The 17,136-nt window shown below is 70.9% G+C and carries 15 protein-coding genes; 8 read left to right on the forward strand and 7 right to left on the reverse strand.

Features of this window, described 5'->3' with window-relative positions; translation table 11 throughout:
- Window positions 1-23: 23 nt before the first annotated feature.
- A complete protein-coding gene (aceA, locus tag ACJ6WD_RS17385; RefSeq protein ID WP_233659911.1) occupies window positions 24-1,307 on the reverse strand; it encodes an isocitrate lyase in 1,284 nt (427 codons plus the stop codon).
- A 387-nt stretch (window positions 1,308-1,694) separates the two neighbouring features.
- Between aceA and ACJ6WD_RS17390 the strand changes: the two genes are divergently transcribed.
- Window positions 1,695-3,107 (forward strand): short-chain fatty acyl-CoA regulator family protein, encoded by a 1,413-nt coding sequence (locus tag ACJ6WD_RS17390; RefSeq protein ID WP_407616108.1) that lies wholly within the window; start codon window positions 1,695-1,697, stop codon window positions 3,105-3,107.
- 86 nt (window positions 3,108-3,193) lie between these two features.
- Here the strand turns inward: ACJ6WD_RS17390 and ACJ6WD_RS17395 are convergent, their stop codons facing one another.
- On the reverse strand, window positions 3,194-4,639 hold the full coding sequence (locus ACJ6WD_RS17395) for a short-chain fatty acyl-CoA regulator family protein (RefSeq protein ID WP_407616109.1): 1,446 nt from the start codon (window positions 4,637-4,639) through the stop codon (window positions 3,194-3,196).
- Window positions 4,640-4,844: 205 nt separating this feature from the next.
- Between ACJ6WD_RS17395 and ACJ6WD_RS17400 the strand changes: the two genes are divergently transcribed.
- The 3 genes from ACJ6WD_RS17400 to ACJ6WD_RS17410 are packed head-to-tail and all read left to right on the forward strand — an operon-like array spanning window position 4,845 to window position 8,414.
- Window positions 4,845-6,353, forward strand: a complete 1,509-nt coding sequence (locus tag ACJ6WD_RS17400) for an MmgE/PrpD family protein (RefSeq protein WP_407616110.1) — start codon at window positions 4,845-4,847, stop codon at window positions 6,351-6,353.
- A 2-nt stretch (window positions 6,354-6,355) separates the two neighbouring features.
- Complete coding sequence (gene prpB, locus ACJ6WD_RS17405; RefSeq protein WP_407616158.1) at window positions 6,356-7,261, forward strand: methylisocitrate lyase; 906 nt, start codon at window positions 6,356-6,358, stop codon at window positions 7,259-7,261.
- Between the two features lie 16 nt (window positions 7,262-7,277).
- Complete coding sequence (locus ACJ6WD_RS17410) at window positions 7,278-8,414, forward strand: bifunctional 2-methylcitrate synthase/citrate synthase (protein WP_407616111.1); 1,137 nt, start codon at window positions 7,278-7,280, stop codon at window positions 8,412-8,414.
- A 692-nt stretch (window positions 8,415-9,106) separates the two neighbouring features.
- Here the strand turns inward: ACJ6WD_RS17410 and ACJ6WD_RS17415 are convergent.
- The 5 genes from ACJ6WD_RS17415 to ACJ6WD_RS17435 form a co-directional block, all read right to left on the reverse strand.
- Window positions 9,107-9,454, reverse strand: a complete 348-nt coding sequence (locus tag ACJ6WD_RS17415) for a nitrile hydratase accessory protein (RefSeq protein WP_331246994.1) — start codon at window positions 9,452-9,454, stop codon at window positions 9,107-9,109.
- Window positions 9,451-10,050 carry a nitrile hydratase subunit alpha gene (gene nthA / locus ACJ6WD_RS17420; RefSeq protein ID WP_331246995.1) on the reverse strand — a complete coding sequence of 200 codons (600 nt, stop codon included), beginning with the start codon at window positions 10,048-10,050 and terminating at the stop codon, window positions 9,451-9,453. The genes ACJ6WD_RS17415 and nthA overlap by 4 nt, the downstream gene beginning before the upstream one ends.
- The gene (gene nthB / locus ACJ6WD_RS17425) at window positions 10,047-10,718 is read right to left on the reverse strand and encodes a nitrile hydratase subunit beta (RefSeq protein WP_407616112.1); all 672 of its coding nucleotides are present in this window, start codon (window positions 10,716-10,718) and stop codon (window positions 10,047-10,049) included. Before nthB ends, nthA begins: the two co-directional genes overlap by 4 nt.
- A 286-nt stretch (window positions 10,719-11,004) precedes the next feature.
- Window positions 11,005-11,763, reverse strand: coding sequence for an SDR family oxidoreductase (locus ACJ6WD_RS17430; protein ID WP_233660028.1), 759 nt, complete (start codon window positions 11,761-11,763; stop codon window positions 11,005-11,007).
- Window positions 11,764-11,889: 126 nt separating this feature from the next.
- Window positions 11,890-12,576, reverse strand: a complete 687-nt coding sequence (locus ACJ6WD_RS17435; protein ID WP_407616113.1) for an SDR family oxidoreductase — start codon at window positions 12,574-12,576, stop codon at window positions 11,890-11,892.
- Between the two features lie 496 nt (window positions 12,577-13,072).
- On the opposite strand from ACJ6WD_RS17435, the gene ACJ6WD_RS17440 reads away from it, so the two are divergent.
- The 4 genes from ACJ6WD_RS17440 (at window position 13,073) to ACJ6WD_RS17455 (ending at window position 17,040) form a co-directional block, all read left to right on the forward strand.
- On the forward strand, window positions 13,073-14,947 hold the full coding sequence (locus ACJ6WD_RS17440; RefSeq protein WP_407616159.1) for an amidohydrolase: 1,875 nt from the start codon (window positions 13,073-13,075) through the stop codon (window positions 14,945-14,947).
- A gap of 130 nt (window positions 14,948-15,077) precedes the next feature.
- Window positions 15,078-15,740, forward strand: a complete 663-nt coding sequence (locus ACJ6WD_RS17445) for a hydrolase (protein ID WP_233660030.1) — start codon at window positions 15,078-15,080, stop codon at window positions 15,738-15,740.
- Between the two features lie 48 nt (window positions 15,741-15,788).
- Window positions 15,789-16,310, forward strand: a complete 522-nt coding sequence (locus tag ACJ6WD_RS17450) for a DoxX family protein (RefSeq protein ID WP_407616114.1) — start codon at window positions 15,789-15,791, stop codon at window positions 16,308-16,310.
- On the forward strand, window positions 16,303-17,040 hold the full coding sequence (locus ACJ6WD_RS17455; RefSeq protein WP_233660032.1) for a YoaK family protein: 738 nt from the start codon (window positions 16,303-16,305) through the stop codon (window positions 17,038-17,040). The genes ACJ6WD_RS17450 and ACJ6WD_RS17455 overlap by 8 nt, the downstream gene beginning before the upstream one ends.
- Window positions 17,041-17,136: the final 96 nt, after the last annotated feature.

Genomic DNA, 17,136 nt, shown 5'->3' on the forward strand with positions numbered 1-17,136 from the left:
GGGAGGGCGTCCGGCCCGGCGGCCTAGTGGAACTGCTCTTCCTCCGTGGAGCCGGCCAGGGCGGTGGTGGAGGAGGTCGGGTTGACGGCGGTGGACACCAGGTCGAAGTAGCCGGTGCCGACCTCACGCTGGTGCTTCACCGCGGTGAAGCCCTGCGCCTGAGCCGCGAACTCCTTCTCCTGGAGGTCGACGTAGGCGGTCATCCCGTGCTCGGCGTAGCCGCGGGCGAGGTCGAACATGCCGTGGTTGAGGGAGTGGAAGCCGGCCAGGGTGATGAACTGGAACTTGTAGCCCATCGCACCCAACTCGCGCTGGAACTTGGCGATCTGGTCGTCGTCCAGGGCGGCCTTCCAGTTGAAGGACGGTGAGCAGTTGTAGGCGAGCATCTGGTCGGGGTGCTCGGCGTGGATGGCCTCGGCGAACTCCCGCGCCTGTGCCAGGTCCGGGGTGCCGGTCTCCACCCAGATCAGGTCGGCGTACGGGGCGTAGGCCAGGCCGCGGGCGATGACCGGTGCCATGCCGTTCTGCACGCGGTAGAAGCCCTCGGCCGTGCGCTCGCCGGTCACGAACCGAGCGTCGCGCTCGTCGACGTCGCTGGTCAGCAGGTTCGCCGCGAGGGCGTCGGTGCGCGCGACGATGAGGGTGGGGGTGTCGGCGATGTCGGCCGCGAGCCGGGCCGCGTTGAGGGTGCGGATGTGCTGGGAGGTCGGCACCAGCACCTTCCCGCCGAGGTGGCCGCACTTCTTTTCCGAGGCGAGCTGGTCCTCGTAGTGGATGCCGGCGGCGCCCGCCGCGATCATCGCCTTGGTCAGCTCGAAGGCGTTGAGCGGACCGCCGAATCCGGCCTCCGCATCGGCGACGATCGGGGCGAGCCAGTCGGTGGTGTCACCGGCGTTCTCGGCGGCGGCGATCTGGTCGGCGCGCAGCAGCGCGTTGTTGATCCGACGGACCACCTGCGGAACGGAGTTGGCCGGGTACAGACTCTGGTCGGGGTAGGTGTGGCCGGCCTGGTTGGCGTCGGCGGCGACCTGCCAGCCGGAGAGGTAGATGGCCTGGAGTCCGGCCTTGACCTGCTGGACCGCCTGACCACCGGTGAGCGCGCCGAGGGCGTGAACGTAGTCCTGCTCGTGGAGTTGGCGCCACAGCCGCTCGGCGCCGCGCCGGGCCAGCGTGTGCTCCTCGCGGACGCTGCCGGCCAGTCGGACGACGTCCTCGGCGCCGTAGGTGCGCTCGATGCCCTGCCACCGGGGGTCGGTGGCCCAGCGCCGGGCCAGTTCCTCGATGGCCTGCGTCCTCGCTTCTGCCATGACTGTCACCGTCTCCTCGGTCCGTGGGGGATGCCAACACTGCTGCCGGGGCGGCACAGTTGTGGCACGCCGTGTCGTAATTCCTGGGGCTGGGGTGCGGCCCGCTGTCCTTCCGGATGGCGGAGCTGAGCAATGTTGCCGGTGTTGGACACCGCCGTGGCCGGGATCTCCGACGTCAGGGCCGTGAATCGGGCCCCAGTTACAGGCGGTGGCCGTCCAGGTCCAACGGGCCGCAGGAAGACTCTGGCAGTGGCACTGAGTGCCAACAAGTAGGGACGGTTGCCAACTTCTGCGAATCTTCGCTCGCCGTTTTGCCAACCTTGCAAAGGCCACAGGGTCGAGCCGGTCCCGTACGCTGACCAGGACCCGGACAGCAAAGGACACGCGGTGAGCAAGACGTACGCGGGCGCGCGACTACGGCGACTGCGCGAGGAGCGCCGCATGAGCCAGGCGGATCTCGCGCGTGTGCTGGGTATCTCCCCGAGCTACCTGAACCAGATGGAGCACGATTCCCGGCCGCTCACCGTGCCCGTTCTCCTCAGGCTGACCGAGGCGTTCGGCGTCGACCCGGGGTTCTTCTCGGAGCGGGACACGACACGCTTGATGGCCGACCTCCGTGAAGCGCTCGCCGGGGAGATCACCGAGGCCCGGATCTCCGCCGCGGACCTCCGTGACCTGGCCACCCGGCTGCCTGGCGTCGCCAAGGTCCTGCTCGACCTCGGCCGCCGCAACCAGCAGTTGTCCGAGCGCCTGGCCGGGGCGGCGGACGGCCGGGACCGTGATCGGGGGACCGCCTCCTCACCCCACGAGGAAATCCGCGACTTCTTCTACCGACGTCAGAACTACCTCCACGACATCGACGTCGCGGCCGAGCGCCTGGCCGGTGAGATCGGCATCCGGCCGGGGGAGGTGATCGGTGCCCTCACCGCAAGACTCACCGAGGCACACGGTGTGCAGCTGGCCGCCGAGCCCGGCGCGCGGCTGCACCGCTACGACGAGAGGAGCCGCACGCTTCACCTGTCCTCTCGACTGCGGCCCGGTCAGCGCGCGTTCCGCATGGCGACCCAGCTCGCACTGCTGGAGCACGGCGAGGATCTCGACCGACTGGCCACCGAGGACTTCCCACCCGGATCGGCCACCCGGGCACTGGCTCGTATCGGGATCGCCAACTACTACGCCGCCGCCCTCGTCCTGCCCTATTCCGCGTTTCATGCTGCGGCCGAGGAAGTGCGCTACGACATCGAGCGTCTCACCGACCGCTTCGGTCTCGGCTACGAGACCGTCTGCCATCGACTGAGCACCCTCCAACGCCCCCGACTGCGCGGCGTACCGTTCTCCTTCGTCCGTGTCGACCGGGCCGGCAACCTGTCCAAACGCCAGTCGGCGACCGGCTTCCACTTCTCCCGGGCCGGTGGCACCTGTCCGCTGTGGAACGTGTACGAGGCGTTTGCCACCCCCGGCCGCATCCACGTCCAGATCGCCGAAATGCCCGACGGGCAGCGCTACTTGTGGACCGCGCGGGCCGTCACCCGGCACCGCGGCGGCTGGGGCGAGCCCGGCAAGACCTACGCCATCGGCCTCGGCTGCGAGCTCCGCCACGCCCATCGGCTCGTCTACTCCGAGGGCCTCGACCTCGACAACACCTCCGCGGCCACCCCCATCGGCATGGGCTGCCGCGCCTGCGAACGCCTCGACTGCTCCCAACGAGCTGTGCCGCCACTGGGGCGTCCGCTGCTCATCGACCAGAACGCCAGCACCTTCGTGCCCTACCCGGTCGAGAGCGACGAGACCGCCGGGTGACCGCGGTAGTGGTCCTGACGCCTGCGGCAGCCTGCCGGTGGAGGCGCCGGATCTCCCCCTGCACCTGTGAGCCCTGTCGGCCGCTGTCAGGGTGTGCGGGTTTCGACCGGATAGGGCACGTAGGTGCGCCGGTCGGGGTCGATGGCGAGGCGCCCGCCGGCCGGCGGGCGGGCCCGCTGGGCGCAGTCCCGGCGTTCGCAGATCCGGCAGCCCAGGCCGATCGGGGTGGCGGCCCGTGGATCGGCGAGGGCGATGCCCTCGGCGTAGACGAGCCGGTGCGCGTGGCGCAGTTCGCAGCCGAGGGCGACCGCGTACTCGGCGCGCGGGGCGTGGTGGCCGAGGCCGCCGCGGGTGACGGTCCGGGCGATCCAGAAGTACCTTTTGCCGTCCGGCATTTCGGCGACCTGGGTCAGTATCCGTCCCGGTGCCGAGAACGCTGCGTACACCGTCCACAGCGGGCAGGTGCCGCCGAGGCGGGAGAAGTGGAAGTCGGTCGCGGACTGGCGCTTGGAGATGTTGCCGGCCCGGTCGACGCGGAGGAAGGAGAACGGCACGCCCCGGCGGCCGGTGCGTTGCAGGGTGCTCAGCCGGTGGCAGACGGTCTCGAATCCGACGCCGAAGCGCGCGGACAACAGCTCGACGTCGTAACGCACCTCGTCGGCCGTGGCCTGGAAGACGGTGTACGGCATGAGCAGGGCGCCCGCGAAGTAGTTCGCCAGGCCGATGCGGGCCAGGGCAACGGACTCCGGCGTGGTCAATTCCTTGGCGCCCTCGGCGAGTTCGTCCAGCAGCGGCGCGTGCTCCAGTAGGGCCAGCTGGGTGGCGAGTTGGAAGGCGCGTTGGCCGTCGCTGAGCCAGGGGGACAGGAACAGCAGTCCGGCGGTCGCATCGAAGCGCCGGGCGTCTCCGGAGCGGCCCGGCGCCGCCTGGACCACCTTCACGCCGTGCCGCTCGGCCAGCCGTGCGTCGAGTGCGTCGGCGGCCCGTCCCGGCCTCAACTCAAGGAATCCCGCTACCCGTTCGGCCTCGGTGTCCAGCGGATCGAAGTGGTTGTGGTGGGTGTAGAAGAAGTCCCGTACCTCGTCGTGCGGTTCGCCGGTCGGCAACAGCGCACTGCCACCCGGGCCCGGCGAGGCGAGGGCGGCTGCCTGTTCGGCCGTGTCGCGGTAGCGGTGGTGCAGGGCGACCAGGGCGCGGGCCACCTCGGGGTGGTCGCGGGCGGCCTCGGCGATCTCCTCGGGGAGGGGCAGCTCCACCCCGCACGCCTCGTCGGCGAGCGCGGTGCGCAGGTCCGCCGTGAGTCGGTCCTCGTCGGCGTCGGAGAAGAACTCCGCGTCGACACCGAAGACCTCCGCGATCCGCAGCAGCACGGGTGCCGTGAGGGGGCGCTGGCTCTGTTCGATCTGGTTGGCGTAGCTGGTGGAGATGCCGAGCGCACGGGCCATCTCGACCTGGTTCATCCCGTGCTCGCGCCGCAGCCGGCGCAGCTTCGCGTGCGCGTAGACCTTCCGCTCGGCCGATCGTCGGCTCATGGCGCACCTCCTGTTCGCGAGCCGCCGGGCGTCGGTGCCGGAGCAGCGATACGTGCGAACCTAGCATCCGCAGAATTCGCACCTTTCGCGGATTCGCAGCTCCGCACTGTACGGATTCCACAGATTGGAGCGGTGGTCCCGCGCGTGGCCGCCGGGCAGGCTCGATCGTGTCAGCCCTGCCCGCCCGGTATCCGCGAGGAGTCCCGTGATCGAGTACCACGTCCGTGTCCACCCCAGTGCCGACCGGCTCCCGCGCGAGGACCAGCTCGCCTGGAAGCTCGCGGCCGTCGCCACCGCCACCGACGAGCTGGACACCGACAGCGCCGCGATGGCCGTCAACCGGGTGATCGACAACGCCTCGGTGGCCGTCGCGTCCCTGCTGCGCCGCCCGGTCGCCGTCGCCCGCGCCCAGGCCACCGCGCACCGCGCGACCGCCCCGGGCGCCTCCGTCTTCGGCACCCACGCCAGGGTCTCCCCGGAGTGGGCCGCCTGGGCGAACGGCACCGCCGTCCGCGAGCTCGACTTCCACGACACCTACCTGGCCGCCGACTACTCCCACCCCGGCGACAACATCCCGCCCCTGCTCGCCGTCGCCCAGCACACCGGCCGCACCGGCGCCGACCTGCTGCGCGCCGTCGTCGCCGCCTACGAGATCCACGTCGCCCTGGTCAAGGGCATCTGCCTGCACGCGCACCGCATCGACCACGTGGCCCACCTGAGCGCGGCCACCGCCGGCGGCCTGGGCGCGCTGCTGCGGCTGCCGACCGAGACGGTGTACCAGGCCATCCAGCAGGCGGTGCACACCACGACCGCCACCCGGCAGTCCCGCAAGGGCGAGATCTCCAGCTGGAAGGCGTACGCGCCGGCCTTCGCCGGCAAGGCCGCCGTCGAGGCCGTCGACCGGGCGATGCGCGGCGAGACGTCCCCGTCGCCGATCTACGAGGGCGAGGACGGCTTCCTCGCCTGGATGCTGGACGGCCCCGACGCCGACTACACCGTCACGCTCCCCGGACCCGGCGAGCCGCGCCGCGCGATCCTCGACACCTACACCAAGGAACACTCCGCCGAGTACCAGGCCCAGGCGGTCATCGACCTGGCGCGCCGACTGCGGGCGCGGACCGGCCCGTTGGAGCACGTCCGCTCCGTCGTCCTGCACACCAGCCACCACACCCACCACGTCATCGGTTCCGGTGCGAACGATCCGCAGAAGTACGACCCCACCGCCAGTCGCGAGACCCTCGACCACTCGGTGCCCTACATCCTCGCCGTCGCGCTGGAGGACGGTGCCTGGCACCACGAGCGCTCCTACGCCCCCGAGCGGGCCGCCCGGCCGGAGACCGTCGCGCTGTGGCGGAAGACCACCACGGTCGAGGACCCGGAGTGGACCCGCCGCTACCACGACCCCGACCCGGACCGCCGCGCCTTCGGCGGCCGCGCGGTCATCACCCTCGACGACGGTTCGGTGATCGAGGACGAGCTCGCGGTCGCCGACGCGCACCCGGCCGGTGCCCGGCCCTTCGACCGCCCCGCCTACGCGGCCAAGTTCCGCACCCTCACCGAGGGCGCCGTGGCCCCGGGCGACCAGGACCGCTTCCTCGCCGCGGCCGCACACCTCGCCGAACTCACCGCGGCCGACCTCGACGGGTTGTTCCCGACTGTCGACACGCAGACCGTGAGCGACCACGACGCGACCCTGCCGAAGGGCCTGTTCTGATGCTGCTCCGCACCCGGACCACGCCCGCCGAACGCCGCCGCGCCTTCCGCCGGCAGCTCGCCTCCGGTCGCCTGCTGCGCATGCCCGGCGCGCTCAACCCGCTCTCCGCCCGGCTGATCCAGGAACACGGCTTCGAGGCCGCCTACCTCTCCGGTGCCGTCCTCGCCGCCGACCTCGGCCTGCCGGACATCGGCCTGACCACCGCCACCGAGATCGCCGCCCGCGCCCAGCAGACCACCCGCGTCACCGACCTGCCCGTCCTGATCGACGCGGACACCGGCTTCGGCGAACCGCTCAACGCCGCCCGCACCGTGCAGCTGATGGAGGACGCCGGCCTGGCCGGCCTGCACCTGGAGGACCAGGTCAACCCCAAGCGCTGCGGCCATCTCGACGGCAAGACCGTCGTGGCGCGCGAGGAGATGGCCCGCCGGATCCGGGCCGCCGTCGACGCCCGCCGCGACCCGGACTTCGTGCTCATGGCCCGTACGGACGCCCGGTCGGTCGAGGGGCTCGACGCGGCGATCGATCGGGCCAAGGCGTACGTCGACGCCGGCGCCGACGCGATCTTCCCCGAGGCCCTGGCCGACGAGTCCGAGTACGAGGCGTTCCGCACGGCCATCGACGTCCCCCTGCTGGCCAACCTGACCGAGTTCGGCAAGACCCCTCTGCTGGACACCCGCACGCTGGAGAACCTCGGCTACAACATCGCCCTGTACCCGGTCACGCTGCTGCGCCTGGCCATGGGCGCCGCGGAGGACGGCCTGCGCACCCTCGCCGCCGAAGGCACCCAGGCATCCCTGTTGCCCCGCATGCAGACCCGCTCCCGCCTGTACGAACTCCTCGGCTACGCCGACTACACGGCCTTCGACTCGGCCGTCTTCGACTTCACCCTCCCGCCCGGGACCTGACACACCGGAGGCACCCATGCCCGCCACCGCCCCCGAGATCCACCGCGGTCTCGCCGGTGTCGTCGTCGACACCACCGAGATCTCCACCGTCATCCAGGAGACCAACTCCCTCACCTACCGCGGCTATCCCGTCCAGGACCTCGCCGCCCACCGCTCCTTCGAAGAAGTCGCCTACCTGCTCTGGTACGGCGAACTCCCGGACACGGCCCAGCTCCGGGACTTCCAGGCCCGCGAACGCGCCCTGCGCCCCCTGGACCGCACCACCCTGGAACTCCTCGCCCGGCTGCCCGAGACCTGCCACCCGATGGACGTCCTGCGCACCGCCGTCAGCTTCTTCGGCGCCGAGGACCCCACCGAGGACGACGGCAGCCCCGCCGCGAACCGCGCCAAGTCACTGACCCTGTTCGCGAAACTGCCCACCGTGGTCGCCGCCGACCAGCGCCGTCGCCGCGGCCTCGCCCCGATCGCTCCGGACGCCGACCTCGGGTACGCGCAGAACTTCTTCCACATGTGCTTCGGCCGCGTGCCCGACCCGGAGGTGGTCCGCTGCTTCGAGATCTCCCTCGTGCTGTACGCCGAACACAGCTTCAACGCCTCGACGTTCACCGCCAGGGTCGTGACCTCCACGCTCTCCGACCTCTACAGCGCGGTCACCGCCGCGATCGGCGCGCTCAAAGGACCGCTGCACGGCGGGGCCAACGAGGCCGTGATGCACATGCTGGAGGAGATCGGCGACCCCCAGCGGGCCGAGGAATGGCTGGACGGGGCACTCGCCGCCAACCGGAAGATCATGGGCTTCGGCCACCGGGTGTACAAGCACGGCGACTCCCGAGTACCGATCATGCAGAACGCCCTGGACCGCCTGGTCGCCCGCGCCGCCGACCCGGAGGTCACCCGCCAGGCCACACTGCACGCCGCCCTGCGGCACGCCATGCTCACCCGCAAAGGCATCCACCCCAACCTCGACTACCCGGCGGGCCTGGCCTACCACCTGATGGGCTTCGACATCCCCGCCTTCACCCCGATCTTCGTGATGAGCCGCATCACCGGCTGGACCGCACACATCACGGAGCAACTCGCCCACAACTCCCTGATCAGACCGCTCGCAACCTACGAAGGGCCGAACCAGCGGGCGGTACCGGCGGCCTCCTAGCGGCTCCCGCACGGCCGAGGCTGCGCGAGCAGTGCCTGGGCCGCTCCGCCGAAGCCGAGCGACGCGAGGCGCCGACCACGCCGCCTCGGCGGTCGAGCGCCCGTGAGCGTCGCACATGCCGGCAAGCGCCTCCCCGTCGATCCGACCGGTGGATCCCGGTACAAGCAGCAGGCCACGGTGGTCGCGCCGGCCGCAGCCGCCGCGCGGTGTCATGCGTCCACTCGCGAGGGCGGGACGACGACAGTGGTTGGCGGCCGGGCCGGGGCCGCCGGTGCGGGCCTGTACGACCTTCGAGAGCATCCCCAGCGTCCGGAGTGCCGCGGGTGTGACCCGCCCTCCGACGTTGCGGATCACCGATGCCTCGCCGAGCTTGAGCCTGAGCACGTCGGACGGGTCGGCACGAGGGGCGACGCATCCGATGACCGTCAGATTGCCGCTGGGCATGAGCTTGAGGTCGGCGAATGATCCGCCGTCGGCGAACTCGGCTCTTCGCGTGGCTGGTTCGTCCGTGTCGATCACTGTGCCGGTACCTCATCCTGCTCTGCACCTGGCCTCCGGGTGACGCCCGACGCCGACTTCCCGTTGGCGTCAATCGTGGCCCGCCGTCGCCGCCCGTGCCACTCGACCTCGCCCCTTGGCTTACCGCGAAGAGCGGTTGCGGGGCACCGAATCGGCCTGGGGGCGTCTCGGAGTCAACGCGCGTGGTCGCGGTGGTCGTGCCCCGGGGAGCGTTGAGCCATGGCCTGGGCGCGTGCGATGACTTCGTCCTCGGACACGGCGCTGAGGTCGGCGAGTACGTCCTCCAGGGCGCCCAGCCATAGTCGGTAGTAGGGGTACGGCTCGTCGTGCTCCCGCGCGGCTGTCCAGGCGGTGATCCGGGCGATCAGCGCGGTCTGGAATTCCGGCCAGCCGAAGACGCCCGCCTCGTACAGGGTGACGGCCATGCCGAAGGCGCGGCTTTCCCACGGCTCGGCGAACACCAGTTCACCGTTGGAGCGGGGAGGTGCTGCCGGGCCCTCGCTGTCCAGCGGCGTGCTCACGGTGCCGCCACCTTGGCCACGCCGACCATCGCATCCCTGGTGACGAGTGGCACGAGTTCGTCTTCCGTGAGGTGCTCGGTGCCGGGTGGACGTTCGGGCAGTACGAGCCAGCGCACCTCGCTGGTGGAGTCCCGGACGGTGATCTGCACGTCGTCGTCGAGTGCGAGTCCCATTTCGGCCAGCACCGTGCGCGGTTCCCTGACCACGCGCGCGCGGTAGGCGGGGTCCTTGTACCAGCTTGGCGGCAGGCCGAGGACCGGCCAGGGGTAGCACGAGCACAGCGTGCACACGACGACGTTGTGGGCGGTCGGAGTGTTCTCGACCACCACGATGTGCTCGCCCTGTTGTCCCGAGAAGCCCAGTTCCTTGATGGCGGCGGTGCCGTCTTCGAGCAGACGCCGCCGGTAGTCGGGATCCGTCCACGCCCTGGCGACGACCTTGGCACCGTTCAGTGGGCCCACGCTCGTCTCATAGCGGGTGATGATCGCGTCCATGGCCTTCGGGTCGATCAGGCCGCGCTCGGTGAGGAGTTGTTCGAGCGCCTCGGTGCGCAGCGCCACGGAAGGGCTCTCGTCGGAGCCGCCGGTGGTGGTCATGCGGTGGTCTCCAGATAGCTCTCGTAGACGTCCACGGTGACGGTGAAGGGTTCGGCGTCCGGGCCCCACAGCTCGTGCGAGTCGAACAGCACCGAGTACACGTATTGCGGGTTTTCGCCCATGAAGTGAGCGTTGGTGTCCGGTAGGACGTGGGCGGGCTGGATGATCTCCACCACTCCGGCGTGCCCCCGGACATAGCCGGGCAGCCGGGTGTGTCCGGGCACGGACCTGTTCCTGGCGCGGACGCGCTGGCCGACACCGAAAGCGGGGGCGGCGTCCAGCGAACGCAGCGAGCCCTCGGCCGTGGGCGCGTAGTGCGGCAGCACAGGCTCGGTGACGGGCGGCTCCGGGACGTGTACGCCGCTCAGGTTGCGGGCCCGTGCCTCGACCGCGCCCGGCGCCAGGATGGCGCGCTCGGTGAGCATCAGCTCGCCGGCGTTGAGCCAGCGCCCGAAATAGCCGTCGTCGAGGTAATGCGCTCGGTCCAGGCGCTCCAGTGCGTGCCGAAAGGCGTCCGTGTTGATGCCGCCGCTTGCGGCGCGGCTGGAGAGGATCGCCAGCGCGAACGCCTTGCGCTGCCAGTCCTCCGCGAAGACGGGTTCATCACGCTGAGGTGGATGTACGGGGCCCCAACCCTGGGTGCCCCCCATGTCGGCGATTCCGTCCATGGCACGACCTCTCTTTCGCGCATGAAGGCGGCTATCTGAAGGGGTGTTCACCGGCGTACCGTCGGAGGCGGTCGATCTCCGTTCTCTCCGCGTAGTTCGTGCTCTCTCCGCGTAGTCCTTGCTCTCGCTGCGGAAACGACGGACGTGCGGCCGACGCCCGTGTTCGTCAACGGTCCCCAGGAAGCACTGGCGGCGCTGACCACGTCCCTCGCCCCGTACCGCGACCAAGCCCGGAGCACACCATCGCGGGCCGCCGCGATGCCCGGCGGCTGACCGCCACCGGCGCTCAGCCGACGAGCTGCTGGCCTCCGTCGACGTCATAGGTCGCTCCCGTGAGTGCGGTGTTGGTCATGATGTGCACGGCGAGCGCCGCCACGTCCTCGGGTACGACCACGCGGCCGATCGGCAGTGTGGCGCGCAGTTCCTCGCGGCGGGCGTCGAGTGCGTCACCGAGCAGCCGGGCCGACAACGGTGTGTCCACGAAGCCGGCGGCGATCAGGTTCACCCGGACCGGCGCGAGCTCAAGTGCCAGACTGGCCGTGAACGCGGGCAACGCGGCGGTGACCGCGGGGGCGACACCGAGAGCCGCCCGGATCCGGCGGGCCCCGGTGCCGCCCATCAGCAGCAGCGTGCCGCCCGGCCGTACCGTGCCGGCGCAGTGGCGCGCCACCTCGAGCGCGAACACCATGTGGTCGCTGATCGCCCGGCGTGCCTGTTCGGCGTCGATGTCCAGCAGGCGCCCGTAGGACGGGCCACCCGCGGTGACCAGCACGTGATCGATCGGCCCCGGCAGTTGCTGGAAGAACCGCTCCAGCTGCGCCGCGTCATGGGCATCGAAGGCCGCGGTGCTGAGCGCATCGGCCTCTTGGGCCGCGGCGCGCAGCCGTGCCGGGTCCCGTCCGGTCAGGACGACTGAGGCGCCCTGGTTACGGGCGAGCCGTGCGGTCGCCAGCCCGATACCTGCGCTCCCGCCGATGGCGACGAGGGTCTGCCCGTGCAGGGCCCGGCCGGGGGAGCCGTACCCCGCAGGCGGTTCAACAGTCACGAATCCTCCTGCGGTGCGGTCGTGCCGAGGTTGTCCTGAGGGCCGATCCAGCACCTCGCCAGGCTGCCGCGGGCGCCAGGCGGTGATCCGCCGCAGGCAGCCCCGTGGGGCAGAGGCGGCATCTCCTCACTGTTCGAGGGGTTGCGACAGAGCATGTCTGACCTGCCGAGTCCGCTCGTCGGCAAGGACTTCGACCCGGTCGTTCGCCAGTGCCTCCATGGTCTGCTCCGCAACATCATCCGCACCGATCTTCGGCGCGCCCGTGAAGGAACTGAGATCCGTTTCCACGAACCCGGCGTGGACACCGATCACGAGAGTTCCCTGCTCGCGCAGCCCTTCCCGCAGTGCGCCCGTCAAGGACCACTGGGCTGCCTTGGAGGCCGCATACCCGGGATAGTCCGCCCGGGACGCCCAGGAGGCGGCCGACAGCATGTTGATCAGTGCGCCGCCGCCATTACGGGCCAGGACGGGCGCGAAGGCACGGGACACGGCCCAGGTACCGAAGTAGTTGACCTCCATCGCCTCGCGCGCGCCGTCGAAGGAGCCAGTCCACAACTGGGTGTCGAAACCTCCGACGCCCGCGTTGTTGATCACGATGGTGACGTCATCGGCGGCCGCGGCCGCCGCGGCGACCTCTTCCCTCACGGTGACGTCCAAACGCAGCGGACTCAGATCCCTGTCGCCCACGCTCGCCGGATCGCGGACACCGGCATAGACCTTCACCGATCCGCGCGCGATGAGCGCGCGGGCGAACGCGTAGCCGATGCCACGATTGGCCCCCGTGACCAGGGCAGTCGATCCTGCGATCTCCATCGCGCTTCCTTCCCGCTGCCGCCTGCCGATCAGCGAGGGACGCCCCTGCGAGGGGAGGCTCTGCCGTCGCGCACGCAGGTTGGCCACGCCAGAAGTCCTCTCCACCACCAGCGTGCACCGGGCGACGCAGCGACGCACGTGAGACGGCTCCCGGTTGCAGGACCCTCGTCCACCGTCAGCGACCGACCCTCACAGAGCGACCTCCGCCGAGATGACGCACGCGCATGACACGGTCCCGGCTGCCCGAACGGTCGACGCAGCGGTCCCGGACCGCACCTCCCGCCGCGCGTCCCGTGCACTGTCAGCAGGGTTCCAGTGCGCTGACAGGACACCCGACGGCGTGCACGGCGCCTAGCGTGACGGCGCGGCGGTCGTGGCCCGCCCACTCGTTCGACCGCGAACGGTCAAACCGTCACCTCGTTACCGTCCGCCGCGTCCACACGCGGCGGACCTCGAAGTCGCCCGTCCCGGAAGGGGTCCTGCACACGTGTCTCCAATGCCGGTCGGCGGACTGGTTCCCCAGGCCACCGACGAAGCCGCAGAACTCGTCGTCCGCAACGCGAGAATCCACACGGGGGACCCGGACCGCCCGCAGGCCGAGGCGCTCGCCGTCAAGCACGGTGTCATCACGGTCGTCGGTGACGACAAGGACGTCGCCCCGCACATCGGAGCCGCCACGAAGGTGGTGGACGCACTCGGCCGACGGATGATCCCGGGGCTCAACGACGCCCATCTGCACGTCATTCGGGGCGGGCTCAACTACGTGCTGGAACTGCGCTGGGACGGTGTTCGCACGCTGCGCCGGGGCCTGGCCATGCTGCGGGAACAGGCCGCACGCACCCCCAAGGGCCAGTGGGTGCGCGTGGTGGGAGGCTGGTCGGCCGAGCAGTTCGCCGAGCGACGACTGCCGACCGTCGCGGAGCTGAACGCCGCCGCTCCCGACACCCCGGTGTTCGTCCTGCACCTGTACCAGTCCGCCGTCCTCAACCGGGCTGCGGTGAAGGCGGCCGGATTCGGCAAGGAAACGCCCGATCCGCCAGGCGGACAGATCGTCCGCGGCCGGGACGGGGAGCCCACGGGCCTGCTGCTCGCGGCGCCCAGCGCCCTCGTCCTCTACTCGACCCTGGCCAAGGCACCGGTGCTGGAGGGCCAGGACCAGAAAGTCTCCACCCGTCACTTCCTGCGCGAACTGAACAGGTTCGGTCTGACCTCGGCGATCGACGCGGCCGGCGGCTTTCAGAACTTCCCGGACAACTACAGCACCGTCATCGAACTGGCGAGAGCCGGCCAGTTGTCACTTCGCATCGCCTATCACCTCTTCCCGCAGACCGCGGGTCAGGAGGTGGCCGATCTCGCCCGCTGGATCGACATGGCCCGTCCCGAGGACGGGGACGCCTGGCTGCGGCTCAACGGCGCGGGCGAGAACCTCACCTGGGCCGCGGCGGACTTCGAGAACTTCAACCAGCCGCGTCCCGAACTCGGCGCATACGAGACGGAATTCGAGAAGGCGGTTCGTCTCCTCATGGAGAACGGCTGGGGGTTCCGACTGCACGCCACCTACGACGAGACCATCCGCCGGGATCTCGCGGTCTTCGAGAAGCTGGCAGCCGAGGGGCTTTTCCCGGCCGGGAACCGGTGGCTGTTCGACCACGCCGAGACCGTCTCCCCGGAGAGCCTCGACCGCGTCGCCGCGCTCGGCGGTGCCGTGTCCGTCCAGAACCGGCTGTCGTTCCAGGGCGAGGCGTTCCTGCGCCGCTACGGCCCGGGCCGGGCCGCCGACGCCCCGCCGATCCGGGCGATGTTGGAGCGCGGACTGACCGTGGCCGCCGGCACGGACGCCACCCGGGTGTCCACCTACAACCCCTGGGTGGCCCTGCACTGGCTCGTGAGCGGTCGCAGCGTCGGAGACCTCCTGCTGCGCCCCCGGAGCAATCGGGTCGAACGGCACACGGCGCTCCGGATGTTCACCCGGGCGGGCGCCGAGCTGACCGGCGAGGCGGGCGTCAAGGGCGTTCTGCGTCCGGGGTGTTACGCGGACCTCGCGGTGCTGTCCGCCGACTACTTCACCGTTCCCGAGCCGGAGATCGCGCACATCGAGTCGCTGCTCACGGTCACCGGCGGCCGGATCGTGTACGCCGCGGGCGAGTACGAGGGCCTCGACGAGGAACTGCCGCCCGTGAGCCCCGGATGGAGCCCGGTGGCGCACTTCGGCGGCTACCAGGCGTCCGAGCCCCACCCCGCGGGCGTGCGCCAGGCGGAGTCGCTCGGCGAGGCCGTGGCCGAGTCGGAGCAGCATCGGGAGTGGCGCGTACGGCGCGGCCTGTTCCCGGACGTCGCCGGCACGCCCTTCGATCCCTGCTTCGACCTCTAGTCAGTGCTCCCGGAAGGCCGCGCCACGAGCCACCCGTTCCGGGGCACCACTCGACGAACCGTCCACCGGACGGTTCCTCGCCCGGCGCGGGCATCCGTCCGCGCCGCTACTGATGGAAAGGCACCCTCACATGACCGACATCGCCAAGGTCACCGCGGCCCCCAGTCCCGACCTGCTGACGCCTGACAACTGTGCGGTCCTGTTCGTGGACCACCAGCCGCAGATGTTCTTCGGCACCGGCAGCGGTGACCGCACCGCGATCATCAACTCCACCGTGGGCCTGGCCAAGGCCGCGAAGACGTTCGATGTGCCGGTCGTCCTGAGCACCGTGGCCGCCGAGTCCTTCTCCGGTCCGATCCTGCCGCAGCTGGCGGACGTCTTCCCCGACCAGGAGATCGTCGACCGCACCTCGATGAACGCCTGGGAGGATGCCGCGTTCGTCGAGGCCGTCAAGGCGACCGGTCGGAAGAAGATCGTCATAGCCGGTCTGTGGACCGAGGTCTGCGTCGTGCTGCCCGCGCTCTCCGCCCTCACCCAGGGCTACGAGGTCTACGTGGTCACCGACGCGTCCGGCGGTGTCAGCCCGCAGGCGCACGAACACGCCGTGCAGCGCATGATCCAGGCCGGGGCCGTCCCGGTCACCTGGTTGCAGGTCCTGCTGGAGTTGCAGCGTGACTGGGCCCGCACCGAGACGTACGTGCCGGTGACCGAGGTCGTCAAGCAGCACGGCGGTGCCTACGGCCTCGGTCTGGTCTACGCACAGGCCGTGATCGGCGCCGACGCCGTCGGCTGACCCCACCGCGTCGGCGAGAAGAACGAGGTCAGGAGCAGGTAGGAAGAGATGAATGCTGGACTGCTGGTCCTCCGGCTGGTCGCGGGACTCCTCCTCGCCGCCCACGGAGTGCAGAAGGTGAGCCACCGGTTGGGGGGCCACGGCTTGGCGGGCGGAACCGAGGAGTTCCGTGCCGACGGGTTCCGCGGCGGCCGGCTGACGGCCGTCGTCGCGGGCGCCAGTCAGATCGGGGCCGGCCTGCTCCTGGCCGCGGGCCTGCTCACGCCCCTGGCCGTGGTGGCGGCCGCGGGAGTGATGACGGTCGCGGGAACCGTCAAGTGGCCCAAGGGCCTCTGGGTGCAGAACGACGGCTACGAGTACCCGATGGTCCTCGTAGCGGTCTCCGCGGCGCTGGCCCTCACCGGGCCCGGCCGGTGGTCCCTCGACCACGTGCTGGGCATCACCCCGTGGCCGATGTGGGTCGACCTCGCCGCGCTCGTGATCGGCCCCGCCAGCGGGTTGCTGACCCGCCTGGTGCTGCACCGTGGGCCCGTCGCATCGGAGAGCTCAGAAAGGAAAGACCATGCGTAAGCTGCTGACTGACGCGGCCCGCACGCTGGTGCCGCCCAGGGGCGATCGCCATGGCCCGTTGCCTCCCCTGCTGCTGACGCTGACCGTGGTCACCGGCCTGGTCGACGCGGTGAGTTACCTGGCCCTCGGGCACGTCTTCGTCGCCAACATGACGGGCAACGTGGTGTTCCTCGGGTTCGCGCTGGCGGGCGCCCCGAACCTCTCCGCGTTCGCCTCCGTCGTCGCGCTGGTGGTGTTCCTCCTCGGCGCGTTGGGCGGTGGCAGGCTCGGCACCCGGTTCGCCGCGCACCGCGGGCACCTGCTCCGGACGGCAACCGCCGTGCAGACGGTCCTGGTCGCCGTCACCGTCCTCGTCACGGCGGTCGACGACGGCCGGGTCACCACCGGCGTCCAGTACACGCTGATCGTGTGTCTGGGGCTGGGCATGGGGTTGCAGAACGCGGTCGCCCGGCGTCTCGGCGTACCCGACCTCACCACGACCGTACTGACGCTGACCCTCACCGGACTGGCCGCGGACTCCACCCCGGCCGGCGGTGCGGCGCCGAGGCCGGGACGGCGGATCCTGTCCGTGCTGGCCATGTTGCTCGGCGCGTTCGTCGGCGCCGAACTCCTCCTGCACGGGCATCTCGTGCTCGCCCTGGGCCTCGCGCTGCTGCTCCTGGCGCTCACCTCCGCGGTGACGCACCGGCTCTCCGGCGCCGACGCCGCCTGGGTCCGGCCACCGTCCTGAGAACCGTCGGGCCGGGCCCAAGGGGCGTCGGGCGGAGTGATGCGCTCCGGGGCCACGTCCTTCGCCCTCGCTGTCAAGCACCTACCGGAGGCGGGC

The sequence above is a fragment of the Streptomyces sp. VTCC 41912 genome (assembly GCF_045799175.1).
GTDB classification, from domain to species: Bacteria; Actinomycetota; Actinomycetes; order Streptomycetales; family Streptomycetaceae; genus Streptomyces; species Streptomyces albulus_C.

Coding starts and splice junctions, on each gene's coding strand:
- aceA (WP_233659911.1), bottom strand. CDS start 1,307: ATGGCAGAAGCGAGGACGCAGGCCATCGAGGAACTGGCCCGGCGCTGG.
- ACJ6WD_RS17395 (WP_407616109.1), bottom strand. CDS start 4,639: ATGAGCCGACGATCGGCCGAGCGGAAGGTCTACGCGCACGCGAAGCTG.
- ACJ6WD_RS17410 (WP_407616111.1), top strand. CDS start 7,278: ATGCCCGCCACCGCCCCCGAGATCCACCGCGGTCTCGCCGGTGTCGTC.
- nthA (WP_331246995.1), bottom strand. CDS start 10,050: ATGACCACCACCGGCGGCTCCGACGAGAGCCCTTCCGTGGCGCTGCGC.
- nthB (WP_407616112.1), bottom strand. CDS start 10,718: ATGGACGGAATCGCCGACATGGGGGGCACCCAGGGTTGGGGCCCCGTA.
- ACJ6WD_RS17435 (WP_407616113.1), bottom strand. CDS start 12,576: ATGGAGATCGCAGGATCGACTGCCCTGGTCACGGGGGCCAATCGTGGC.
- ACJ6WD_RS17440 (WP_407616159.1), top strand. CDS start 13,073: ATGCCGGTCGGCGGACTGGTTCCCCAGGCCACCGACGAAGCCGCAGAA.
- ACJ6WD_RS17445 (WP_233660030.1), top strand. CDS start 15,078: ATGACCGACATCGCCAAGGTCACCGCGGCCCCCAGTCCCGACCTGCTG.
- ACJ6WD_RS17450 (WP_407616114.1), top strand. CDS start 15,789: ATGAATGCTGGACTGCTGGTCCTCCGGCTGGTCGCGGGACTCCTCCTC.
- ACJ6WD_RS17455 (WP_233660032.1), top strand. CDS start 16,303: ATGCGTAAGCTGCTGACTGACGCGGCCCGCACGCTGGTGCCGCCCAGG.